The organism is Microbacterium sp. JZ101 (assembly GCF_053903175.1).
On record NZ_CP096400.1, the window covers coordinates 2,072,302 to 2,094,198 of the forward strand.

A 21,897-nucleotide genomic window follows, 5' to 3' on the forward strand; every position below is an offset into this window, starting at 1 on the left:
GCTAGCCGACGCGCGCCGCCGTGCGCCCCTGGGTCTCCTGCCAGCGCGCGGCGAGCTCCTCGGCGGTGTACACGCGGTCGCCCCGCAGGACGAGGTCGTCGGCGACGTAGTACAGGGCCACGTCGATCTCCTCCAGGGGCACCCCGTGCCGCCGGTGGTAGGCGAGCCGGTAGAGCGCGAGCTGCAGCATCCGCTCGTCGCGCTCGGCCGCCGTCTGCGGGGCTCGTCCGGTCTTCCAGTCGACGATCTCGATCCGCCCCCCGCGATCCTCCCGGCGGTAGACCGCGTCGAGCTTGCAGATCACGATGTGCTGCGGCGCGCCGCCGAGGGAGGGAAGGGGGAAGTCGATCTCCGTCTCGACCTCGAGGGGGCGCAGCGACGCCCACTCGCTGCGCAGGAACGTCTCCCGGAGTCGCTCGAGCGCCGCCTCGTCCTCGGCGGACACCTCGGTGCCCGCTGCGTCGTGATCGCTCCACAGCTCCTCGTCGCTCTCCCAGAGGGCGTCGTCGACGGACGATCCGGCGCCGGCCGCACCGGAGCGCGCCTCGACCCACTGATGGAACAGCGTCCCGATACGGGTCTGCTGGTACGGCCGCTCGGGCATGGGCCGCGCGATCTGCGACACCGTCCCCGAGAAATCGGACACGTAGTCCTTGAACCGCGACGCCGGCACGCGCGTGGGCACGCCGAACCGGCGCCCGCGCTCCCGCTCGGCGCGCTCGGCCAGCAGCAGGGCGAGCTCGTCCGAGGGCTCGGCGCTCGTCGCCGCGGCCACGGCCGCCGCGGCCGCCGCGACCCGTGCCCTCCGCGAGCCGAGCGGATCCATGGGCCAGGTCCTGGTCATCGACGCGCCCTCGTACGGGTTGTCGTCCGGATCGACGTCGCCGATCGGGTCGAGGCCCTGCTCGTCGATGATCTCGAGGAGGTAGTCGCTCGGCGTCCGCGGCGTCTTCTGACCCGCCCAGTGCGAGCCGGTCAGCAGCAGGTCGCGACGTGCGCGCGTGATCGCCACGTACGCCAGGCGCCGCTCCTCCTCGCGCTGATAGTCGCCGTTGGCTCTCTTGAACGCGGTGATCGCCGTCGCGAGCGCCTTCTCAGCGGCTCTGAACCGCTTGGCGGGGTCGTCGCCCGCTGACTCCATCGCGGCCTGAGGATCCCAGGCGAGCTGCGGAAGCGCCGTCCGGTCGCCGCGCAGGGCGAACGGCAGCACGCCGAAGCCGAGCCATCCGGAGGCGTCGGTCACGCGGCTGGGCAGCTCGTCCTTCACGAGGCGCACGACGGCCACCGCGTCCCACTCGAGACCCTTCGAGCCGTGGATCGTCAGCAGCTGCACGACCCCGGGCTCTGGCGGCTCCGGCCGCGGCACGAGCTCGTCCGTGCGCTCGGCCTTGTCGAGCCAGGCGAGAAGGCTCCCGATCGTGCCCCGCTCGTCCGCGGAGAGGAACGCGCGCACCTCGTCGCCGAAGGCGCGCAGCTGGGTGGCCGCGACGCGCGCCGGTCCGCGCGACTCGTTCGCGGCGAGCTCGATGTCGAGACGCAGCTCGAGCTCGATGAGGCGGATGAGCTCCGGGATCGGCTGGCCCGCGGCGCGACGGAGTCGCTCGAGCATCTCCCCGGCCGCGCGGAGCCGCGCGCGCCCTTCGGGGCTGATGCTCTCGAGCAGGCGGTAGTCGTCGCGGGCCGTGCGGATGAACTCGACCGCGTCGACGATCGACACCGCCTCGTCGGCCCCGCGCGACGCCCGAAGCCGATCGCGGACGTCGTCCGGCAGCGGATTCAGCGAGCCGTCCCGCTGCGCGAGCGCGGTCGCGAGGTCGTGGAGCGCCGCCATGTCGGCGACGCCGACCGCGAAGCGCGGGCCGACGAGCAGCCGGATGAGCGGGGAGCCCGATGTCGGGTCGTGGATGACCCGCAGCACCGAGACGACGTCGGTGACCTCCGGTGTGGACAGCAGTCCGCCGAGCCCGAGGATGCGGTGCGGGATGCCGCGGCGGCCCAGCGCGGACGCGAACGTCTGCATGTGCCGCTTCGACCGGAAGAGGATGGCCCCCGTGTGCGGGCGATCTGCTCCCGACGCGGCGTGCTCGGCGCGCACCGCGTCGAACCAGGCGGCCACCTCGTCGGCCTCGTCGTCGACGGTCTGGGCGAACCGCACGCCGACGCGGCCCTCGCCGGCGCCGGGCCGCGCCTCGAGCGCCGGCACCGCGAACGCCCCTGCGCCCTGCAGCGGGCGGAGCACGCGGTTCGCGGCGTCGAGGATGCGACGGTCGTTGCGCCAGCTCGTCATGAGGCTGTACGACGTGGCCGCGCTGTCGCGCGCGAACGCGCGCGCGAACGCGTACAGGTTGTCGGCGCTCGCGCCGCGCCATCCGTAGATCGACTGGTGCGGGTCGCCGACGGCCATCACCGCGCTGTCGCGGAAGAGCTCGGCGAGGAACCGGGTCTGGATGACCGAGGTGTCCTGGTACTCGTCGAGGAGGACAACGCGGTACTGCTCGCGCAGCTGCGCGCGCACGTCGGGGGCTCCCTCGACGATGTCGTACGCACCGCCCACCTGGTCGGCGAAGTCCAGCACGCCTCGGCGCGTCTTCTCGGCCATGTACGCCCTGACGAGCTGCACGAGCACGGGCATGGCGTGCAGATGCCGCCACGCCTTCTCGATGTCGCGGTCCTTCGCGTCGTCGACGTACGGCGCGATCGCCGCCTCCTCCGCCGCGCACACGCGCTCGAGCTCGTCGAGATCGACCCGGTGGTCGAGCACGTCGGCGGCGAGGCGCTGCACGGCGTCGATGAGCGTCGAGAGCGCCTTGTCGATGTCCTCGAGGCCGCCGATGTCGGCACGCAGCACGACCGCACGCGCGATGAGCCACGACGCCGACTGGCTGAGCATCGCGGCGTCGGGATCGCGGCCGATGCGCGCGGCGTGCTCGCGGACGATGGAGTCGGCGAACGCGTTGTACGTCGCGACCCGGGGCCGGATCATGAGGTCGTCCGCCGTGCGGGGCGCGGACGGATCCCAGCCGGTGGCGAAGCGCGCCGCGAGCTCGTCGAGCACCTGCCGCCGGATCGTCTCGCGCTGGCGCGGCGCGACGGCCGTCTCGACGCGCGCGAGCGCTCCCTCGGCGACGATGCGCGGCAGGTGCGGCAGCAGCCCCCTGCGGCCGAACTCGTCGATCACGGCCAGGCGCGCCGCGATCCGCTCCGCCAGCTCGCCGGCCGCCTTCCGCGTGAAGGTGAGCCCGAGGATCTCGTCGCGGCGCACGTGGCCGTTCGCGACGAGCCAGACCACGCGCGCGGCCATCGTCTCGGTCTTGCCGCTGCCCGCGCCTGCGACGACGAGCGCCGGCGTCTGCGGCGCCTCGATGACCCGCTGCTGGGCAGGCGTCGGCGTCGGCTGTCCGAGCGCCGCCGCGATGTCGGTAGCGCTGATGCCGTGCCCGCCCGGCCATCCGCCGGCCCGGCGGGTGTCGTCGGCGTGCAGGGTCTCGACGCCCATCGTCATGAGCTCACCGCCTCGATCGTGTGGATGCGGCACGGATGCACGCGCTGCTGGGTATCGGCGCAGTGCGCCTCGACCTGGGCGGTGAAGCTCGCGGCCGACATGCCGCGCGCCGCCTCGGCGACCCGGCGGAGGAACGCCGCGCGCGTCTCGGGTCCCAGTGCGTGCTGATGCGCGACCCGGTAGTCGCTCTTCGCGAGCGTCTGGGACACGATCACGAGCCGAGCTCCGCCGAGGGCGTCCGCAGGGGCGCCGTCGACGAGCCCCTCCTGCACCGCGATCTGGTAGGCCGCGAGCTGCGCGTGCTCCACGACAGCCGAGTCCGACGGCTTCTCGCTCTTGCCGGTCTTGAGATCGACCACGACGACGCTGCGCTCGGACGCGGCCTGGCGCATGGGCTCCCAGCCTCGGGCGCGCGCCGGGGCATGCTCGCCCGCTCCGGGCGGGTAGGACTCCACACGGTCGATGACGCCGCTCACGACCGCGCGATGCGGCGCCGCGATGTCCTCGCCCACGTGCACGGCGGGCGCGTCGTCCGCCGCGCGCGGCGACGTCTCGACCGCGAAGCGGAACGGGGCCTCGGACGCGATGACGTTTCCCCCGTCCGCGCGCACCCCGCGCAGGTAGGCGTGGAGGCGGTCCACGTAGAGGTCGGCACGGCGCCGCTCCTTCGCCGCGATCCAGGGGGTCTCGAAGTCGAGCTCGGGCCAGTGCTCCTCGACGACGGCGCGCAGCACGGCGAGGTCGCCGTCGGGCGCGCGCTCCATCGCCTCGTGCAGGATCGTCCCGATGCCCGCCGACGGGGGCGCGACGGTGTCGCCGCCGAGGGCCGCGATCACCCAGCCGAGACCGCACTCCTCGAACGCCTCGACGCGCGAGGGCGAGACCCGCGCGGGGCCGGCCGCGAGATCGCGCAGCGGCGCATCCGTCGTGGGGGCGAGCATGCCGTACCACTCGTGCGGGTCGGCGCCCGGGACGCCGGCTTCCGCGAGCACCCTGAGCTGCCCGGCCGCCGCCGCGCGGGCGGCCTCGTCGGCATCGTCGGTGAGCGTCCGCCGATGCCGGGCGACGAGGCCCCTCAGCGTGAGCGGGTGCTCCGCGCGCTCGCCGTCGTCGTCGCGCGGCGGAGGGAGGAAGGAGAACAGCGCGCTCGGCCCCGTATCGTCGTCGTCGACGGCGGTCACGAGCAGACGACGCCGGGCGCGCGAGATCGCGCGGACGAACAGGCGCAGCTCGTCGTGCAGTGCCGCGCGCCGCCGGTCGAGCACCCCGAGCGCATCCGCGCGGGCGCGCCCGGCGCGGTGCGCCTCGACCGCCTCCGCCAGCCGCCACGTGTCGAGGAGCCCGCCGCGCAGCCGCACGTTCGGCCACACCCCGTCCTGGACGCCCGCCACCACGACCGCGTCGAACTCTGCGCCGAGCGCGTTCGCCGGCGTGAGCAGGGTGACGGCGTCGTCGCGCTCGGGGGCCGAGAGGGTGTCCTCCGGGACGTCGCTGTCGAGGATCTCGCGGATGAAGGGCAGCGGCCCCTCCTGCGGGTTGCGCTCGATCGCCCGCTTGGCCGCGTCGAACAGCGCGACGAGGCCGTCGAGCGCGCGCCCCGCCTCCGCCGCGAGAGGGCCCTGTCCGAGCGCGAGGTCGCGCCACGCGCGGTCGAGCCGGCGTCCGTCGCCCGTGCGCGCGCGGTCCCACACGGTCCACAGGAGCTCGTGCACGGTCGCGCCGCGCGCGCCCTCGTCGTGCACGATCGAGAGCGTGCGCGCGAAGCGGGCGGCGGTGCGCCCCTCCGGGGTGTCGAGGAGGTCGAGCAGCACGGGCTGCGCGAGCGCCTCCCGCAGGAGAACGCGCGCCGGCCGACTGCCCCCCTCCGAGAGCTCGGCGTGACGCAGACGCGCGCGCAGCCGACGCAGACCCACACCGTCGAGACCGCCGAACGGCGAGCGCAGCGCCTCGAGCAGCTTGTCATCATCGCGGTCCTGAGCCTCCTGCAGGCCGAGGCGGACGATCTCGACGATGTCGCGGACGACCGCCTCGGCGCCGAGCGGGCGCTGCACCCCGGCCGCCCGCGTGGGCACCTCGCGCGCCGCGAGCTCGGCCTCGAGCGACGTGATCTGCCGCGTGTCATGCGCGATGACGGCCATCCGCTCCCACGGCACGCCCTCGACGAGGTGCCACTGACGCAGCGCACGCGCGATGCGGTCGGCCTCCTCGTACGGCGACGCCGCATGGCAGGTCTCCACCGTCCCGCCGGACGGCTCCTCGGGGCCGGGCGGCCTGCGGTGGTCGATCACGCCGGCCGCCCCGATGGCCTGGGTCACGCTGCGCGCGAGCCGCGTCAGCGCCGTCGTGCCCCGATGCGCCTCGTCGAGGACGTGACGCGGGCCCAGCGACGCCGCGAGGCGCGCGAACAGCTCGGGCGTCGCGCCGCGGAACGCCCCGGAGCCGATATCGGGATCGCCGAACGCGAGCACCGCTGCGCCCTGCGCGTGCAGGGCCTCGACGAGGGCGACGCCGCCGCGCGTGAGCTCCTGCGCGTCGTCGACCAGGACGACCCGCAGGCGCTCGAGCCCGGGCACGCGCGCGCCGTCGCGCACGGCGGCCGCGGCCTCCGCGTACAGCTCCGAGACGTCGCGATGCGGAGAGCGCATGCGATCGAGGACAGCCCGGTAGTCGCGGAGGAACCCGGCCACCGCCGTCCACGCATCGACGCCGAGCCGCGCCAGCTCGGCGGGCGTCGTCCCGAGTTCGGTCATCTCGGCGATGAACGCGCGCAGCTCCGAGCGGAACCCCTTCGTCGCGCGCACGGGCGCGCCGAGATGCGCGGGCCACCGCGATGCTCCGTCGCGCTCGTCCTCCTCGTCGCCGAGCAGGATGTCGGCGATGATGCGGTCCTGGTCGGCGCCGGTGAGGAGCTTGGGCGGCTCCCCGCCCCGCCGCACGGCGTCGGCTCTGACGACCTGGTACGCGAACGATCCCACCGAGCGCGCGAGCGGCCCGGGGCTCGCGACGTCGACGCGGAGCCCGAGCTCGTCCCGCAGACGCGTCGCCGACGCGCGCGTGGGCGTCAGGACGACGAGCTCGTCCGGCGCGACGCCGGCCGCGACGAGGGCGGCGACCCTGCCGACGAGCACCGCCGTCTTGCCGGTGCCGGGCGCCCCGACGACCGTGCCCGATGCGCCGTGGGGCAGCTCCACGACAGCGCGCTGCGCGTCATCCCATTCCGTGCTCGGCATGGACTCCACGGTACCCAGCGCCGCCGACATCCCCGGTCGGAGGCGCGGGCGTTCGCCCTGAGCGTTCGCGCGGCCGGGCGCATCCCGCCGTGCCGTAGGCTTTCGATGCAACGAACCGCAGACGAAAGGCAGTCACCGTGGAGATCCGAATCGGCATCACGAATTCCGGCCGCGAGCTGACCTTCGAGACGACCGAGAGCGCGGACGCCGTGAAGTCGGCCGTCGCCGCGGCCCTCGACGAGGGCGCGAGCCACCTCTCCTTCACCGACGTCAAGGGCAACTCGTACTTCGTCCCGTCGGCGAACCTCGCGTTCGTGGAGATCGGCACCGGCGAGACGCGTCGCGTCGGCTTCGTCGGCTGAGCCCGGGCGGGACGGCCGTGTACATCCTGCTCGCGATCATCGCCGCCGCGGCGATCGGCGTCGCGGCGCACTACGCGCTCCCGCACCGGGAGCTGCGCGGCGTCGCGCTGGTCCCGGCGGTGGGAACGGCCGTCGCCGCCGCTCTCTACGCGATCCTGACCTGGGCCGGGCCCGGCGAGGCCAGCCCCTGGCTGTGGATCGCCGTGCTCGCGGCCGGGGCGGTCGCCGCCGTCGCGACGGCGCTCGCATCCACGCGCATCCGCGCCCGGTCCGACGCGGCGGCTGCCGCGGCAGCCGGGATCCGCTGACCGCGCGCCGCGGCACTCCCGCTCAGGCCGCGAGGCCCAGCGCGTCCATGCGCCGCGCGTGCGCGGCCATGAGCGCGGTGAAGACGGGCTCGACGACCTTCTCGACGTCCTCGCCCCCGCGGGCCTGCGCGTCGGCCATCCCGCCCCGCAGCGCACTGCGGGCCACGAGCAGCGTGTCGCCGACGAGGCGGCGCGCCCACATCGACAGCAGAGCCCGCCACTCGTCGTCGCTCTCGATCGTGCGCACGAGGAGCTCGGCGATCTGCTGGCGGTCGTGGTCGGCGCGGAGCACCTTCGCGACCCTGCGTCCGCGCTCGCCGTAGCTCGAGGCGAGCGCGAGGTAGAAGTCGTCGAGCATGCCGGCAGTGATGTGCACGGTCAGCATGGTCTCGCGAGGCCGGGCCCCGAGCGTCTCGCGCCGGAAGGCGTCGAGAGGCTCCTGGAACGGCGCCATGAGCGCGGTGGGGTCGTCGCCGCCCTCTCGGATGATGTCGACGAGGCCGAGGTGCTTGCGCAGCGCCGCGCCCGCGGCCAGCGAGAGCGCCTCCTTCTCGTGCAGATCGGGCGTCGCCCGGATGAGCCGCGTGAGCGTCTCGAAGTAGCCGAGCTGGAGGTAGGCCGCCTGGCCGAGGAACGTGCGCACATCGGGCGCCAGCTCCTGGAAGTCGACGCGCACCGCGTCGGAGAGCTCTCCGCGCGGTCGCAGGCGGAGGATCCGCGCGGGCGTGGGCCGCTTCCAGAACTGCCAGTTCACCACGCCGAAAGCCTACGTCCTGCTCCCCTGCCCCGCCGCCATCCTCGCCTCCACGCGCCGCGGAGCCGCTGGCGCTAAGGTGGAGACGGCCCCGACGACGGCTCGGGGCACCGCGCCTGTGGCTGAGAAGGGCGTGGACGCATCCAGCGGCGCGGCCCCGTCCGGCATCCGCCGACCGGCCCGCCGAGACAGGCACACAACTCCATGACGTCATTCGCCGAACTCGGCATCGACCAGGACATCGTCGACGCGCTGGCCGCCAAGGGCATCGTCGACACCTTCCCCATCCAGGAGCAGACGATCCCCCTGTCCCTCCCGGGTCAGGACGTGATCGGCCAGGCCAAGACGGGAACGGGCAAGACCTTCGGCTTCGGGATCCCCGTCGTCCAGCGGCTGGGCCTCGACCCCGAGCCCGGAGTCAAGGCCCTCATCGTCGTGCCGACGCGCGAGCTCGCCGTGCAGGTCTACGAGGACATGGACCTGCTCACGTCCGGCCGCTCCACGAACGTCGTCGCGATCTACGGCGGAAAGGCCTACGAGGGCCAGATCGAGCAGCTCAAGGCGGGCGCGCAGATCGTCGTCGGCACGCCGGGCCGCCTCATCGACCTCGCGGGGCAGCGCCTGCTCGACCTCTCGCACGCGACCGAGGTCGTGCTCGACGAGGCCGACAAGATGCTCGACCTGGGCTTCCTCCCCGACATCGAGAAGATCTTCCAGCGCGTGCCGGCCAAGCGCCACACGCAGCTCTTCAGCGCGACGATGCCGGGCCCGATCATCGCGCTCGCGCGCCGCTTCATGGTGAACCCCATCCACATCCGCGCGACCGACCCCGACGAGGGCCTCACGCAGGCCAACATCCGCCACATCGTCTACCGCGCGCACGCGCTGGACAAGGTCGAGATCGTCGCGCGCATCCTGCAGGCCGAAGGGCGCGGCAAGACCGTCATCTTCACCCGCACGAAGCGCGCGGCGCAGAAGCTCGTCGACGAGCTCAACGACCGCGGCTTCAACGCCGCGGCCGTCCACGGCGACATGGGCCAGGAGCAGCGCGAGCGCTCGATGGCCTCGTTCAAGACGGGCAAGAAGGACGTGCTCATCGCGACGGATGTCGCCGCGCGCGGCATCGACGTCGACGACGTCACGCACGTGATCAACCACACGATCCCCGAGGACGAGAAGGCCTATCTCCACCGCGTGGGGCGCACGGGCCGCGCCGGCCGCACGGGCATCGCCGTGACGTTCGTCGACTGGGACGACCTGCACAAGTGGGCGCTCATCAACCGGGCACTCGACTTCGGGCAGCCCGAGCCCACCGAGACGTACTCGTCGAGCCCGCACCTCTACACGGACCTCGACATCCCCGCCGGCACGAAGGGCCGCCTGACGAAGGCGCCCGCCACGGGCGCCGTCCGCACCGCCAAGGCCGACGGCGAGGGCGCATCGCGCCCGCGTCGCCGTCGGCGCGCCGAAGGCGACGCACCGCGCGAGGGCGCGGCGCACGAGGCCGGCGAGGGGCGCGGCACGCACGACGGAGCCGGCAAGGAGCATCACGACGGCAAGCCCGCTCCTGCGCGCCGCCGTCGCCGGCGCCGCGCGTCAGGTCAGCCGCAGCAGGGAGCCTGAGCGCTCAGGCCCGCACAGGACGGGAGCCGACGCCGGCCGCGATGATCCGCTCGACCATCGCGGCCGGCGTCGTGTTCTCGCCAGGGAGGTTGGGCTTGCCGAGCCCGTGGTAGTCGCTCGAGCCCGTCGCGATGAGGTCGCGCTCGGCCACGAGCCGCTGCAGCACCTCCCGGCCGTCGGCGGTGTTCTCGCGATGGTCCACCTCGAAGCCGGCGAGCCCGGCGTCGACGAGATCGTGCAGCGTGCGCAGGGGGATCATCCCCGACCGCCCGGATGTCGCGGGGTGCGCGATCACGGGGACGCCGCCGGCCGCGCGCACGATCTCGATCGCGCGGAACGTGTCGGGCGCGTAGTGCGGAACGTAGTAGCCCTCGCGCGGGTGGAGGATGCCGTCGAAGGCCTCTCCGCGGTCGGCCACGATCCCCCGGGCAACGAGCGCGTCGGCGATGTGCGGGCGCCCGACCGTCGCGCCCGTCTGGGTCTGCGCGACGACGTCGTCCCAGACGAGGTCGTAGTCGCGCGAGATGTTCGCGACGATCCGCTCGGCACGGCCCATGCGATCGCCGCGCACCTCCTCCATCTGCGCCCGCAGCGCCGGGTCGTCGGGATCGAAGAGGTAGGCGAGCAGGTGCACGCTGCGCCAGTCGAGACGCGTGGAGAGCTCGGATCCCGGCAGGAACGTCATCCCGAGCGACACCGCCGCGTCGGCCGCCTCGGCCCACCCCGCCGTCGTGTCGTGGTCGGTCAGCGCGAGAGTGCGCACGCCGTGCGCGTGCGCCGAGCGGACGACCTCGGCGGGCGGCTCCGTCCCATCCGATCGGTTCGAGTGGAGGTGCAGGTCGGCCGGCTCCTCCACGCGGCGCGCACCCGAGACATCCATGGACCTCATCGTACGGCGTGCACGGAGGTCGCTCTCGGCCCCCACGGCGCGTGCTCGCGACGCTTTCCCAGCGGGTGCGCCTAGGGTCGGATCCGTGCTGCGCTTGCTCGGGATCCTCGTGACCGTGCTGTTCGCGATCGCGACGGCCGTCCTCACGTGGCCCGGCTTCTTCCGCCTCGAGCAGACCTTCCCGATCGCTCAGCTCGCCGCCCTCCGGGGGCTCGTCGTCGTCGCTCTCGCGATCATCACGATCCTCTTCCTGCTCGTCGCCTTCATCCGCCCGATGCGCGGTTTCGCGCTCTCGATGGCGCTCGTCTCGGCCATCGGCGCGATCTCGGGCGGCGTCGTCCTCGGCATGCGCGGCTACGGCACGGACGCCCTCCCCGCGGCGACCGACACGAGCGTGCGCGTGATGACCTGGAACACGGCGGGCAACGCCATGGGCGCCGACGAGATCGCGGAGACCGCCGTTGCCATGGGCGTCGACATCGTGGCGCTCCCCGAGACCGCGGACTTCGTCGGCGAGGAGGTCGCCGTCGCGATGCGCGACCTCGGCAGCCCCATGTGGGTGCATCACGTCGCGCTGCGGCCCGACGTCGAGGACGGGCCGCAGGCGTGGCAGACCACGCTGCTCATCTCGCCCGAGCTCGGCGACTACTCCGTGATCGAGGCGTCGAGCGACCTCACGAGCAACACCGAGGTCGTGCCGAGCGTCGTCGCGATGCCCGTCGACGGCCAGGGCCCGATCGTCGTCGCCGTGCACGCCGTGTCTCCGCAGCCGGAGTACATGGACGAGTGGGCCGACGACCTGCGCTGGGTCTCTGACCAGTGCGTCGACGGCAACGTCATCCTCGCGGGCGACTTCAACGCCACGATCGACCACATGGCCTCGCTCGGGGTCGACGGCGCCGACCTGGGCTACTGCTCAGACGCCGCGGCGACCACCGGGAACGGCGCGGTGGGCACGTGGCCGACCGACATCCCGGCCCTCCTGTCCGCGCCGATCGACCACGTCATGCACTCGGCGTCCTGGAAGGCGACCGGCTCCCTCGTGCTCACGAACCTCGACGACGCCGGCAGCGATCACCGGCCGCTCGTCGTGCAGCTCGAGCCCGCCGGCTGACTCACTGCGCTGACGGGCGCCTCCGGGCGCGCGCCGAGCGCAGGGCGTGCACGGCGAGGCGCCAGCCGACGAGGAAGACGAGCAGCACGATCGCCGTCACGACGACGAACGGGATCGCCGCGCCGCCGCCCGTGATCACGCGCAGCGCGAGGCCGCCGAGCGCCGTCATCGCCCACAGCGGGAGGCCCTTCCGCACGGGAGCAGAGGGATCCGTCCAGACGCGCAGCGCGAGCCATCCGGCGAGGAGCGCGACCGCGAACGGCCACGCGACGCGCACGAGGCCGGCGGGGTCCACGGCGCCCTCGTGGCTGGCCAGCCCGAGCGCCGCGAACACGATCACGAGCACGATGTCGGCGGCGAGAGCGGCAGGGGCGGAGGAGGACGTCGAGCGGGCCATGGTCATCCACCCTACGGGCCTCCTCCGCTGAGCTGCGGTGAGAGACTGGTGCCATGACCACCGGCGAGACGAACACCCAGGCAGAGGCCCAGAAGGCCGCCGACTCCAACACCAACCGTCGCCAGCCCTACCCCCAGGGCTTCCTCGACGTGATCTCGAGCGGATGGGCCGAGCGCCCCGAGCCCCTGCCGGAGCCGCGCGCCCAGGCGCCGTTCGCGGCGCGACGGCGCGACGCCGTCTCGGCCGCGTTCCCCGGGAAGCGCCTCGTCATCCCCGCCGGCTCGTTCAAGCAGCGCAGCAACGACACCGACTACCCGTTCCGTGCGCACTCGGCCTTCGCGCACCTCACGGGCTGGGCGGTGGACGCCGTGCCCGACTCCGTGCTCGTGTTCGAGCCGGCGGGCGACGACCACGATGTCACGCTGTACCTCCGCGATCGTGCCACGCGGGAGAGGCCCGAGTTCTACCGGGACGCGACGATCGGCGAGTTCTGGGTGGGTCCGCGCCCCTCGCTCGCGCAGGTGTCCGCCGACCTCGGCATCCGCACCGCCCACGTCGACGCGTTCGCGCGCTCCGACGAGGACCTCGTGCTCGAGGAGGACGAGGAGCTCACGCGCTTCGTCTCCGAGCTGCGCCTCGTGAAGGACGCGTACGAGATCGATCAGATGCGACTCGCGGTCGAGGTGACGGCCGCGGGATTCGACGACATCGTCCGGGAGCTGCCCCGCATCGTCGAGCACCCGCGCGGGGAGCGCGTGGTCGAGGGCGTCTTCCACCAGCGCGCCCGCAGCGACGGCAACTGGGAGGGCTACGACACCATCGCGGCGTCGGGCCCGCACGCCTGCTACCTGCACTGGACGCGCAACGACGGCGCGGTCGTCCCGGGAGATCTCATCCTCATCGACGCGGGGGTCGAGGTCGACAGCCTCTACACCGCCGACATCACGCGCACTCTGCCCGTGAGCGGGACGTTCACCGACATCCAGCGGAAGATCTACGAGGCCGTGCGCGAGGCGGCCGACGCGGCGTTCGCGGCCGCGCGCCCCGGCGTGCGCTTCCGCGCCGTGCACGAGGCCGCGATGGAGGTCATCGCCGCGCGCACGGCCGAGTGGGGGCTGCTGCCGGTGTCGGTGGAGGAGGCGCTCGACGCCGACCGCGGCGGCCAGCAGCGCCGCTACATGGTGCACGGCACGAGCCACCACCTGGGCATCGACGTGCACGACTGCGCGCAGGCGCGCCGCGAGATGTACTACGACGGAGAGCTCGCACCGGGCATGGTGTTCACGATCGAGCCCGGGCTCTACTTCCAGATCGACGACCTCACGGTGCCCGAGGAGTACCGCGGGATCGGCGTGCGGATCGAGGACGACATCCTCATGACCGAGGACGGCCCGGTCAACCTCTCGGCGGGCATCCCCCGCACCGCCGACGAGGTCGAGGCCTGGATCGCGCGTCTGCGCGGCTGAGCCGAGCGGTCAGCCGCGCGAGCGCTGCCGGATGAACCGCACGACGGGGTCGGCGAGCGATGCGCCGATCTCGTCGGCGGGCCGCCGCCGGCCCTTGACCTCGAAGGCGTGGGTGCCACCCGCGATCCACTCCACGGTCGCGTCCTGACAGGAGGCGACGGCGTCGTCGAACTGCGCGCGGGGCTGGATGAACGGGTCGTTCTCGCCCTCGACGAACAGCTGCGGCGGTGCGACAGCGGGCAGATGCTCGGCGCGCGGCTTCTCGGGCCTGCCCGGCGGGTGGAGCGGGTACGCGAGGTACACGAGCCCCGCGACGTCGAACGCGCCCTCCGCGGCCGCCATCGACGCCATCCGCCCGCCGTACGACTTGCCGCAGGCCCACAGGGGCGCAGGCAGGCTCGCCGCGGCGAAGCCCGCCACCGCGCGCCACGCGGCGATCGCGTGGGCGGCGGGCCCTGGCATCCGCCGACCCGCGACGATGTACGGGAAGTCGAACCGCACGGTGGCGATGCCGGCGTCGCGGACCGCGGCGGCGAATCCGACGAGGAATGGATGGTCCTTGCCCGCTCCGGCGCCGTGCGCGATCGCGAGCGTCGCCCAGGCTCCGTCGGGGGCGCCGACGGCGGCGGGCAGCTCGACGGCCCCCGCGGGCAGCTCGACGCGGATGGCGGCGGCGCGCTCCTCGGTCACGCGCGCTCGTCGGGACGCGCGGGCCGGTCCGACTCCGCGCTCTGCGGCTCGGAGGACGCCGCATCGGCCGGCGGCGCCGGCTCCGCGCTCTGCGGCTCGGAGGACGGCGCGGTGTCGGCGGACGCCGGCGCGACCGGCGCGCCCGTGCGCGGGTCGATGCGGACGCCGAACCGCGGCGGCTCCGTGAGCGAGACCGGGTCGATCCGCTCGGTCCGCGTCGGCGCGGTGCCGAGCACCTGGCGCGCCTTCGCGACGCTCGCGCGCTCGACCGCGACCTCGTAGTGGTCGGCGGTCACCTGCATGACGCTCGCGAAGTCGCGGCGGCGGCGCACGATCATGTAGTTGACGAGGCCGAAGACCATGCCCATCGCGACGCCGAGCAGGAGCATGCCGACGAACGCGCCCATCGGGAGGGCCGGGGTCCAGATGACGACCATCGCCCCGAGGAGCAGGCCGAGGAGCACGCCGTTGAGGGCGCCTGCCCACGCGGCCTGCGCCCAGCCGAGTCGACCCGTGACCTTCTCGATCGAGCGCAGCGCCGTGCCGACGATCGCGATGTCGCGCGCCGGGACCTCCGCGGCGATCAGCTTCGACACCGCCTTCAGCGCGCCGTCGTAGTCGCGGAAGCTCGCGACCGTCTCGCCGACCTCGGGGGCTCGGCCCCGCCCGCTCCACATGCTCATGTCGGCATTCTCCCATGCGGCCGCGCGCCTCAGCCTGTGCCCTGGCGATGCGCCGCCTGTGAGGGCGCGGCTCCCCTGAACATCGCGTGACGCCCGCGTCGCGGGAGGAGCGCGCGCATTACGCTGGGTGGGTGAGTACGCAGAGGGTTTTCGTGGCGCGCCTGGCCGGCTGCCCCGTGTTCGACCCCACGGGCGACCGTCTCGGCAGGGTCCGTGACGTCGTCGTCGTGTACCGAAGTACCGCGGCCCCGCGCGTCATCGGCCTCGTCTGCGAGATCCCGGGCCGTCGCCACGTGTTCGTCGCGATCGGACGCATCACCTCGATCGCCCAGGGCCAGGTCATCACGACCGGTCTCATCAACGTGCGCCGCTTCCAGCCCCGCGCCGACGAGGTGCGCGTCATGGCCGAGCTCGTCGGGCGCCGCGTCGACTTCAAGGACGGCTCCGGGTCGGCCGTGATCGAGGACGTCGCGATCGAGCCGAACCGCATCGGCGAGTGGGCCGTCGGGCAGCTGTTCCTCCGCAAGCCGAAGACGAGCGCCTCCCCCTTCGCGAAGGGTCCGACGACGTTCGCGACCTGGAGCCAGGTGCGCGAGCACCGCGCTCCTGGCGAGGCGCAGTCGGCCGAGCACCTCGCCGCGAGCTACGCCGAACTGCGCGCGGCCGACCTCGCGAACACGCTCCTCGACCTCCCGGAGGAGCGGATGATCCAGGTCGCCGGCGAGCTCTCCGACGACCGCCTCGCCGACGCCCTCGAGGAGATGCCCGAAGAGGACCAGGTCCACATCCTCGAGCGCCTGGGCGACGAGCGAGCGGCGGACGTCCTCGACGCGATGGATCCCGACGACGCCGCCGACCTCCTCGCCGAGCTCGCGCCGCAGCGCAGCGAGGAGCTCCTCGACCTCATGGAGCCCGAGGAGGCCGAGGACGTCCGCATGCTCCTCCGCTACGGCGCCGACACGGCGGGCGGCCTGATGACCACCGAGCCGATCATCCTCCCCGCCGACGCGACGATCGCGGAGGCGCTCGCGCTCATCCGCCGGCACGAGCTGCATCCCGCCCTCGCCGCGAGCGTGTACGTGACGCTGCCGCCCTACGAGACGCCCACGGGCCGCTTCCTCGGCGCCGTGCACTTCCAGCGCATGCTGCGCTACCCGCCCCACGAGCGGATCGGCGCGATCATCGACGAGACCATCGAGCCGGTCCCCGTGACGGGCTCGGCCTCGGAGGTGGCGCGCCGGCTCGCGAGCTACGACCTCGTCGCCCTGCCCGTGACCGACGCGGCGCACCGTCTCGTCGGCGCCGTGACGATCGACGACGTGCTCGACTACCTGCTCCCGGAGGACTGGCGCTCGCAGGACGCGGATGAGGAGATCCCGCGCGATCCCACGACGGGCGCGATCCGGACGGTGCGCGGATGATGGCCCGCGCCTCGGAGCTGCGCGGGCGGCGGCCGCGGATGGACACCGCGGGCGGGGCGCGCGATCGCGACCGGTTCGGGCGCGCGACCGAGTGGATCGCCCGTGCCATGGGGACGCCCTGGTTCCTGATCGGGCTCACGCTGTTCTGCGTCGCGTGGATGGCGTGGAACTCGCTCATGCCCGAGCAGTGGCGCTTCGACTCCGCCGCCCTCGGGTTCACGGCGCTCACCCTCATGCTGTCGCTGCAGGCCTCGTACGCGGCCCCGCTCATCCTCCTCGCGCAGAACCGCCAGGACGACCGCGACCGCGTCGCGATGGAGCAGGACCGCCAGCGCGCCGAGCGAAACCTCGCCGACACCGAGTACCTCGCACGCGAGATCGTCGCACTCCGGATGGCGCTGACCGAGGTCGAGGAGCGGATCGTCTCCCGCGACGCCCTGCGCGAGGAGCTGCGGGCCCTGCTCGAGCGCCTCGACGAGCGCGACGCCGAGCGCGGCGGCGAACCGCGAGCGACGGCGGGCGACGCATGACCGGCCTGCCCACCGAGGTCGTCGACGCGGTCCGCTCGGCCGTCGGCGCCGTCAGCGACCCCGAGCTGCGGCGGCCGCTCGCCGACCTCGACATGGTGCGCGACGTGCGTGCCGACGGCGATGCCGTGCGCGTCGAGATCGACCTCACGATCGTCGGATGCCCCGCGGCCGACCGCATCGAGCGCGACGTGCGGCGGGCGGCCGAGAGCGCAGCGCAGGGCGCCGCCATCGTGCTCGAGATCGGCGTGATGTCGCCCGCCCAGCGCAAGGCCCTCACGGAGCGCCTGCGCGGCGGAGCGGCCCGCGTCATGCCGTTCGGCCCCGACTCGCTCACGCGCGTGATCGCCGTGACGAGCGGCAAGGGCGGCGTCGGCAAGTCGACCGTCACGGCGAACCTCGCGGTGGCTCTCGCCGCCCGCGGGCTCAAGGTCGGCCTGATCGACGCCGACGTGCACGGCTTCTCGATCCCCGCGCTCCTGGGGCTCGTCGAGGGCGGCGTCGCGCCGTCCCCCACCCAGGTGGGCGACCTCATCCTGCCGCCCGTTGCGCACGGCGTGAAGGCGATCTCGATCGGGATGTTCCTGCGCAGCGGCGAGGAGGTCGTCGCGTGGCGCGGGCCCATGCTCCACCGCACGGTGCAGCAGTTCCTCACCGACGTGTTCTTCGGCGACCTCGACGTCCTCCTCATCGACATGCCGCCCGGCACGGGCGACATCGCGATCTCGGTGGGCCAGCTGCTCCCCCACGCCGACGTCCTCGTCGTGACGACGCCGCAGGCCGCGGCCTCCGACGTCGCCGTGCGCAGCGGCCTCGTCGCACGGCAGACCGGGCAGCGGGTCATCGGCGTGATCGAGAACATGGCCGCCCTGACCCTGCCCGACGGAACGTCGCTCGCGCTCTTCGGCGAAGGCGGCGGCGCCGCGGTGGCCGCGGCGCTGTCGGCAGATGGGCACGAGGTGCCGCTGCTCGCGTCGGTGCCGCTCAGCCCCGCCCTGCGCGCGGGCGGCGATGCCGGCGACCCGGTCGTGGTGTCGCACCCCGAGGATCCCGCGGCGCTCGCGATCGCAGAGGTCGCTGCCCGCCTCGCGGCCGAGCCGCGCCGCCTCGCGGGGCGGAAGCTGCCGGTCTCGCTCGCCTGACGCGGGTCAGGTCGCCTCGGAGTCGAACGGGGGCGGCGTCTCCGCCGTGAAGGTGCGGCGCGCGAGCGGCGTCGTCCGCGGCTGCCGGACGGGCGCCTGCGGAGCCGACGACGCGGATGGTGCGGGTGACGCCGGCGCGACGGGCGCGTCCTCGAGGAGGGCCTCGCGGATGATCCGGCGCGGGTCGTACTGCCGCGGGTCGAGCTTGCGCCAGTCGACGTCGTCGAGCTCGTCGCCCATCTCCTCCTTCATGCGCGTGCGCGCCCCCTGCACCCACTCGCGGGTGCGGCGCGTGAACTGCGCGAGGGTCTCGGCGTAGCGCGGAAGGCGCTCGGGCCCGATGATGAGCGCCGCGATGACGCCGATCAGCATCACCTTCTCGATCGTCAGGCCGAAGAACATGATCTCAGGGTACCGGGCCTCGTCGTGCGGTCCCGGCAGGGGCGGCGGCTTAGGCTGGAGAGATCGTCAGGAGGAACCCATGAGCGAACTGGACGCCGTCGCGCGCTTCGCCCGAGAGACCGTCGTCGAACCCGATCACATCGCTCGCGCCCGTCAGCACGCCCTCGAGCTCGGCGCCGCTCCGATCAGTCCGTCGATCGGAGCGCAGTGCGCCGTCATCGCGGCCGCCACGGGCGCCCGGTCGATCATCGAGATCGGCACCGGGGCCGGCGTGTCCGCCCTGTGGCTCCTGCACGGCGCCCCGCACGCGACCCTGACCACGATCGACAGCGAGCCCGAGCACCTCTCCGCGGCGCGCACCGCCTTCCAGAGCGCGCGGCTCCCCGTCGCCCGCACGCGCCTCATCACGGGGCGGGCGGCCGATGTCCTGCCCCGTATGAACGATGCGGCATACGACATCGTCCTCATCGACGCCGACGCGAAGGGCGTCATCGACTACGTCGAGCACGGCCTGCGCCTCGCCCGACCGGGCGGGACCGTGCTCGTGCCGCGCGTGCTCCACGGCGGCAGGGTCGCCGACCCCGTGCAGCGCGACGAGATCACGCGCACGTACCGCACGCTCCTCCAGGAGACGCAGGCGTCGAATGCCGTGATCGCCGCCCTCTCGACCGTGAACGAGGGCCTCCTGCAGCTGCACGTCTCACCGCGCCTCTGACGCGTCCGCACATGAGAAGAGCGGATGGCCGGAGTCGTTACCGACTCCGACCATCCGCTCTGTGACGGTCGTGATCGCTAGGCGTTCACGACGTCGCCCAGGACGCCGTACAGCTCCCGAGCCTCCTCGTCATTGACGGAGACGACCAGGCGCCCGCCCCCCTCGAGCGGCACGCGCACGATGATGAGGCGCCCCTCCTTCACGGCCTCCATGGGTCCGTCTCCGGTTCTCGGCTTCATCGCTGCCATCGCGGCATCCTTTCCGTTGTGGTCAGATGTCCAGTTTATCGGTCGACTGCACGCCCACCGACACGCGAGACGCGCGATGTCGCGCGCAGATCGCGTCACGGGATGAGCCAGAAGGTGTTCCCGAGGCCGTACATGCCGTGGATCCAGGCCCACTGCCCCGCGAGGCAGAGCGCGAGGGAGGCGAACCGGTACCCGCGGCCGCGCGGAACCGCCAGCGCCGCGCAGGCGAGCGGTGCAAGCGGCAGGAGCAGGCGGAAGACGCTCGACTGCGGGAAGAACACCGCGAGGAGGTAGACGAGGTAGCTGAGCGCCCACAGCTGCAGCTCGCCGCCCGCGCGGCGCGCCTGCGGCGCGAGCAGGATGGCCGCGACGGCGCCCACGACGAGGACGACGAGCAGGGCGTAGCCGGCCCAGGCCGGGATCCCCCAGATGCCCGCCCACACGGCCGCGGCCTGCGGCCACCCCTCGAACGGGATGAACCCGCCGGAGTCCCCCGTCCACGACCGTCGCCACGCGAGCTCGGTCGCGAGGTACGCGCCCGGGTCGCCCGTCACGACGCCCGCGATGTGCTGCCAGGAGAAGCCGACCGCGGTCGCGATCGCCCCCAGGGCGATGATGTGCACGACCTCCCAGCGCGTCGGTCCCCCGAGCGTGCGCCGCCGCTCGGGCGCGAGTCGCCAGAGGCCGTAGAGGCCGAGGAACAGCGCGAAGGCGAGGACGCCGGGGCGCGTGAACCCCATCAGCGGCACGAGCAGGTACAGGCCGCGCCACTGCCGCCGGACGACGCACAGCAGCGAGGCGATGAGGAGCAGGAGGAACAGCGACTCGGCGTAGCCGACCTGGAACAGCGCGGCGAGCGGGCCGGAGGCGAGCAGGACGACGCCCCACATCGCCTGGTCCTCGTCGAGGCGCTCCCTGAGGAGCGCGTGGAGCGCGACGCACGCGCCGTATCCCGCGGCGAGCGAGACGAGGAGGGCGCCCACCCACCAGGCTCCCGCCCCGAAGACGTTGCCGGCCAGGCGCGCGAGGTGGGCGTAGACCGGCATGAACGCCCACGCGTTCTGCGCGACCTCGCCGGTCTCGGTGAGCGGCAGCTCCGCCGGGTAGCCGCTCACGGCGACCGTCCAGTACCACTGGGCGTCCCATCCGAGGATGTAGTCGACGAGCGTCGGGTCGGGCCCGTGCCGCGAGGAGGACGGCGACTGCTGCGCCGTCAGCAGCATGAGCGCCGTCGTCACGAGCCGCGCCGCGAGATAGACCGCGGCCACCCGCGCGGGTGCGGGCCATGCGCGCCAGCCTGCCGCGGGTGCGGTCTCGGTCACCCCGCCGTGAGCCATGCGCGCAGGCTCCGCTCGCAGCTCTCGATCTGGGCGACCGCGACGCGCTCCTCGTCGTGGTGCGCGAGGCTCGGGTCGCCCGGCCCGTAGTTGACCGCAGGAACCCCGAGCGCCGAGAAGCGAGCCACGTCGGTCCATCCGTACTTCGGCTGCGGGACCGCGCCCACCGCCCGCACGAAGTCCTGGGCGATCGGCGAGTCGAGCCCGGGGCGCGCGCCCTGCGCGAGGTCGGTCACCTCGACCTCGAAGCCGTCGAAGACCTCGCGCACGTGATCGGCGGCCTCGGCGGCGGATCGGCTCGGCGCGAACCGGAAGTTGACCTCGACCTCGCACAGGTCGGGGATGACGTTGCCCGCGACTCCGCCCGAGACCCGCACCGCGTTCAGGCCCTCGCGGTAGGCGAGGCCGTCGACGACGATCTCCTGGGGCTCGTACGCCGCGAGGCGGGCGAGCACGGGCGCCGCGGCGTGGATCGCGTTGACGCCCATCCACGCGCGTGCGGAGTGCGAGCGCCGGCCGTGCGTGCGGACGACCGCCCGGAGCGTCCCGTTGCAGCCGCCCTCCACCTGCCCGTTGGACGGCTCTCCGAGGATCGCGAAGTCGCCCTCGAAGAGATCGGGCCGAGTCGCGGCGAGGCGCGTGAGCCCGCTGCGCGACGCCTCCACCTCCTCGTGGTCGTACCAGATCCACGTGATGTCGACGACCGGGTCCGACAGCTCGGCGGCGAGCTTCAGCTGCACCGCCGTGCCCGCCTTCATGTCCACCGTTCCCCGCCCCCAGATGAAGGGCTCGCCGTCGATCTCGATGTCGCGCGTGGGGAGGTTGCCGTTGAGCGGGACGGTGTCGATGTGGCCCGCGATCACGACGCGCTGCGCGCGCCCGAGCGCCGTGCGCGCGACGATCGTGTCGCCGTCGCGATGCACCTCGAGGTGCGGGAGCGGGCGGATGGCCGCCTCGATCGCGTCGGCGAGCATGCGCTCGTCGTCGGAGACGCTCGGGATGTCGCAGATCGCGCGGGTGATGTCGGCGGCGGACAGGGACAGGTCGAGCGTCGGCATGCCGTCGAGTCTATCGAGCGCGTCCGCGC

20 protein-coding genes are annotated in these 21,897 nt (G+C 73.6%); 9 read left to right on the plus strand and 11 right to left on the minus strand.

Going from position 1 to position 21,897, the window contains the following annotated elements; translation table 11 throughout:
• Nucleotide 1 precedes the first annotated feature (1 nt).
• Together M1D56_RS09730 and M1D56_RS09735 are read right to left on the minus strand one after the other, a co-directional pair.
• On the minus strand, nucleotides 2-3,496 hold the full coding sequence (locus M1D56_RS09730) for an ATP-dependent helicase (protein ID WP_456285229.1): 3,495 nt from the start codon (nucleotides 3,494-3,496) through the stop codon (nucleotides 2-4).
• A 2-nt stretch (nucleotides 3,497-3,498) separates the two neighbouring features.
• The gene (locus M1D56_RS09735) at nucleotides 3,499-6,732 is read right to left on the minus strand and encodes an ATP-dependent helicase (RefSeq protein WP_456283416.1); all 3,234 of its coding nucleotides are present in this window, start codon (nucleotides 6,730-6,732) and stop codon (nucleotides 3,499-3,501) included.
• A gap of 137 nt (nucleotides 6,733-6,869) precedes the next feature.
• On the opposite strand from M1D56_RS09735, the gene M1D56_RS09740 reads away from it, so the two are divergent.
• Both M1D56_RS09740 and M1D56_RS09745 read left to right on the plus strand, forming a co-directional pair.
• A complete protein-coding gene (locus M1D56_RS09740) occupies nucleotides 6,870-7,094 on the plus strand; it encodes a DUF3107 domain-containing protein (protein ID WP_271172138.1) in 225 nt (74 codons plus the stop codon).
• Nucleotides 7,095-7,111: 17 nt separating this feature from the next.
• A complete protein-coding gene (locus M1D56_RS09745) occupies nucleotides 7,112-7,402 on the plus strand; it encodes a hypothetical protein (protein WP_271172139.1) in 291 nt (96 codons plus the stop codon).
• Nucleotides 7,403-7,424: 22 nt separating this feature from the next.
• On the opposite strand, the gene M1D56_RS09750 is transcribed toward M1D56_RS09745, so the two are convergent.
• Complete coding sequence (locus M1D56_RS09750; RefSeq protein WP_271172140.1) at nucleotides 7,425-8,159, minus strand: ferritin-like fold-containing protein; 735 nt, start codon at nucleotides 8,157-8,159, stop codon at nucleotides 7,425-7,427.
• Nucleotides 8,160-8,360: 201 nt separating this feature from the next.
• Between M1D56_RS09750 and M1D56_RS09755 the strand changes: the two genes are divergently transcribed.
• Nucleotides 8,361-9,779 carry a DEAD/DEAH box helicase gene (locus tag M1D56_RS09755; protein ID WP_324014503.1) on the plus strand — a complete coding sequence of 473 codons (1,419 nt, stop codon included), beginning with the start codon at nucleotides 8,361-8,363 and terminating at the stop codon, nucleotides 9,777-9,779.
• A gap of 4 nt (nucleotides 9,780-9,783) precedes the next feature.
• Here the strand turns inward: M1D56_RS09755 and M1D56_RS09760 are convergent, their stop codons facing one another.
• Nucleotides 9,784-10,659: a PHP domain-containing protein gene (locus M1D56_RS09760; RefSeq protein WP_456283417.1), complete on the minus strand. Its 876-nt coding sequence runs from the start codon at nucleotides 10,657-10,659 to the stop codon at nucleotides 9,784-9,786.
• A gap of 94 nt (nucleotides 10,660-10,753) precedes the next feature.
• Between M1D56_RS09760 and M1D56_RS09765 the strand changes: the two genes are divergently transcribed.
• The gene (locus M1D56_RS09765) at nucleotides 10,754-11,782 is read left to right on the plus strand and encodes an endonuclease/exonuclease/phosphatase family protein (RefSeq protein WP_271172143.1); all 1,029 of its coding nucleotides are present in this window, start codon (nucleotides 10,754-10,756) and stop codon (nucleotides 11,780-11,782) included.
• Nucleotide 11,783: 1 nt separating this feature from the next.
• Here the strand turns inward: M1D56_RS09765 and M1D56_RS09770 are convergent, their stop codons facing one another.
• The gene (locus tag M1D56_RS09770; protein WP_271172144.1) at nucleotides 11,784-12,179 is read right to left on the minus strand and encodes a DUF3054 domain-containing protein; all 396 of its coding nucleotides are present in this window, start codon (nucleotides 12,177-12,179) and stop codon (nucleotides 11,784-11,786) included.
• A 53-nt stretch (nucleotides 12,180-12,232) separates the two neighbouring features.
• On the opposite strand from M1D56_RS09770, the gene M1D56_RS09775 reads away from it, so the two are divergent.
• Nucleotides 12,233-13,645: an aminopeptidase P family protein gene (locus M1D56_RS09775; protein ID WP_456283418.1), complete on the plus strand. Its 1,413-nt coding sequence runs from the start codon at nucleotides 12,233-12,235 to the stop codon at nucleotides 13,643-13,645.
• 9 nt (nucleotides 13,646-13,654) lie between these two features.
• Here M1D56_RS09775 and M1D56_RS09780 read toward each other — a convergent pair whose 3' ends face one another.
• On the minus strand, nucleotides 13,655-14,335 hold the full coding sequence (locus M1D56_RS09780) for an alpha/beta hydrolase family protein (protein ID WP_456283420.1): 681 nt from the start codon (nucleotides 14,333-14,335) through the stop codon (nucleotides 13,655-13,657).
• A complete protein-coding gene (locus M1D56_RS09785; protein ID WP_456283422.1) occupies nucleotides 14,332-15,018 on the minus strand; it encodes a general stress protein in 687 nt (228 codons plus the stop codon). The genes M1D56_RS09780 and M1D56_RS09785 overlap by 4 nt, the downstream gene beginning before the upstream one ends.
• 131 nt (nucleotides 15,019-15,149) lie before the next feature.
• On the opposite strand from M1D56_RS09785, the gene M1D56_RS09790 reads away from it, so the two are divergent.
• The 3 genes from M1D56_RS09790 to M1D56_RS09800 are packed head-to-tail and all read left to right on the plus strand — an operon-like array spanning nucleotide 15,150 to nucleotide 18,108.
• Nucleotides 15,150-16,439, plus strand: coding sequence for a magnesium transporter (locus tag M1D56_RS09790; RefSeq protein ID WP_271172148.1), 1,290 nt, complete (start codon nucleotides 15,150-15,152; stop codon nucleotides 16,437-16,439).
• Nucleotides 16,439-16,969: a DUF1003 domain-containing protein gene (locus M1D56_RS09795; protein WP_416383304.1), complete on the plus strand. Its 531-nt coding sequence runs from the start codon at nucleotides 16,439-16,441 to the stop codon at nucleotides 16,967-16,969. The genes M1D56_RS09790 and M1D56_RS09795 overlap by 1 nt, the downstream gene beginning before the upstream one ends.
• Nucleotides 16,966-18,108 (plus strand): P-loop NTPase, encoded by a 1,143-nt coding sequence (locus M1D56_RS09800; RefSeq protein WP_456283423.1) that lies wholly within the window; start codon nucleotides 16,966-16,968, stop codon nucleotides 18,106-18,108. Before M1D56_RS09795 ends, M1D56_RS09800 begins: the two co-directional genes overlap by 4 nt.
• Nucleotides 18,109-18,114: 6 nt before the next feature.
• Here the strand turns inward: M1D56_RS09800 and M1D56_RS09805 are convergent, their stop codons facing one another.
• Entirely contained in the window at nucleotides 18,115-18,510 is a 396-nt protein-coding gene (locus M1D56_RS09805) for a Sec-independent protein translocase family protein (RefSeq protein WP_271172150.1), read from the minus strand.
• A 79-nt stretch (nucleotides 18,511-18,589) separates the two neighbouring features.
• Here M1D56_RS09805 and M1D56_RS09810 point away from each other — a divergent pair, with 79 nt between their 5' ends.
• Complete coding sequence (locus M1D56_RS09810) at nucleotides 18,590-19,225, plus strand: O-methyltransferase (protein ID WP_324014492.1); 636 nt, start codon at nucleotides 18,590-18,592, stop codon at nucleotides 19,223-19,225.
• Between the two features lie 77 nt (nucleotides 19,226-19,302).
• On the opposite strand, the gene M1D56_RS09815 is transcribed toward M1D56_RS09810, so the two are convergent.
• The 3 genes from M1D56_RS09815 to dapE form a co-directional block, all read right to left on the minus strand.
• On the minus strand, nucleotides 19,303-19,473 hold the full coding sequence (locus M1D56_RS09815; protein WP_156240919.1) for a DUF3117 domain-containing protein: 171 nt from the start codon (nucleotides 19,471-19,473) through the stop codon (nucleotides 19,303-19,305).
• A 95-nt stretch (nucleotides 19,474-19,568) separates the two neighbouring features.
• Nucleotides 19,569-20,810: a hypothetical protein gene (locus M1D56_RS09820; protein ID WP_456283425.1), complete on the minus strand. Its 1,242-nt coding sequence runs from the start codon at nucleotides 20,808-20,810 to the stop codon at nucleotides 19,569-19,571.
• On the minus strand, nucleotides 20,792-21,868 hold the full coding sequence (dapE, locus tag M1D56_RS09825) for a succinyl-diaminopimelate desuccinylase (RefSeq protein ID WP_282978035.1): 1,077 nt from the start codon (nucleotides 21,866-21,868) through the stop codon (nucleotides 20,792-20,794). Before dapE ends, M1D56_RS09820 begins: the two co-directional genes overlap by 19 nt.
• Nucleotides 21,869-21,897 lie beyond the last annotated feature (29 nt).

What these genes read in the sequence shown, in the direction of transcription:
- M1D56_RS09810 (WP_324014492.1), top strand. Translation starts at nt 18,590, where the DNA reads ATGAGCGAACTGGACGCCGTCGCGCGCTTCGCCCGAGAGACCGTCGTC.
- M1D56_RS09760 (WP_456283417.1), bottom strand. Translation starts at nt 10,659, where the DNA reads ATGGATGTCTCGGGTGCGCGCCGCGTGGAGGAGCCGGCCGACCTGCAC.
- M1D56_RS09820 (WP_456283425.1), bottom strand. Translation starts at nt 20,810, where the DNA reads ATGGCTCACGGCGGGGTGACCGAGACCGCACCCGCGGCAGGCTGGCGC.
- M1D56_RS09770 (WP_271172144.1), bottom strand. Translation starts at nt 12,179, where the DNA reads ATGGCCCGCTCGACGTCCTCCTCCGCCCCTGCCGCTCTCGCCGCCGAC.
- M1D56_RS09735 (WP_456283416.1), bottom strand. Translation starts at nt 6,732, where the DNA reads ATGCCGAGCACGGAATGGGATGACGCGCAGCGCGCTGTCGTGGAGCTG.
- M1D56_RS09755 (WP_324014503.1), top strand. Translation starts at nt 8,361, where the DNA reads ATGACGTCATTCGCCGAACTCGGCATCGACCAGGACATCGTCGACGCG.
- M1D56_RS09775 (WP_456283418.1), top strand. Translation starts at nt 12,233, where the DNA reads ATGACCACCGGCGAGACGAACACCCAGGCAGAGGCCCAGAAGGCCGCC.
- M1D56_RS09730 (WP_456285229.1), bottom strand. Translation starts at nt 3,496, where the DNA reads ATGGGCGTCGAGACCCTGCACGCCGACGACACCCGCCGGGCCGGCGGA.
- dapE (WP_282978035.1), bottom strand. Translation starts at nt 21,868, where the DNA reads ATGCCGACGCTCGACCTGTCCCTGTCCGCCGCCGACATCACCCGCGCG.
- M1D56_RS09795 (WP_416383304.1), top strand. Translation starts at nt 16,439, where the DNA reads ATGGCCCGCGCCTCGGAGCTGCGCGGGCGGCGGCCGCGGATGGACACC.
- M1D56_RS09800 (WP_456283423.1), top strand. Translation starts at nt 16,966, where the DNA reads ATGACCGGCCTGCCCACCGAGGTCGTCGACGCGGTCCGCTCGGCCGTC.
- M1D56_RS09805 (WP_271172150.1), bottom strand. Translation starts at nt 18,510, where the DNA reads ATGTTCTTCGGCCTGACGATCGAGAAGGTGATGCTGATCGGCGTCATC.
- M1D56_RS09785 (WP_456283422.1), bottom strand. Translation starts at nt 15,018, where the DNA reads ATGAGCATGTGGAGCGGGCGGGGCCGAGCCCCCGAGGTCGGCGAGACG.
- M1D56_RS09815 (WP_156240919.1), bottom strand. Translation starts at nt 19,473, where the DNA reads ATGGCAGCGATGAAGCCGAGAACCGGAGACGGACCCATGGAGGCCGTG.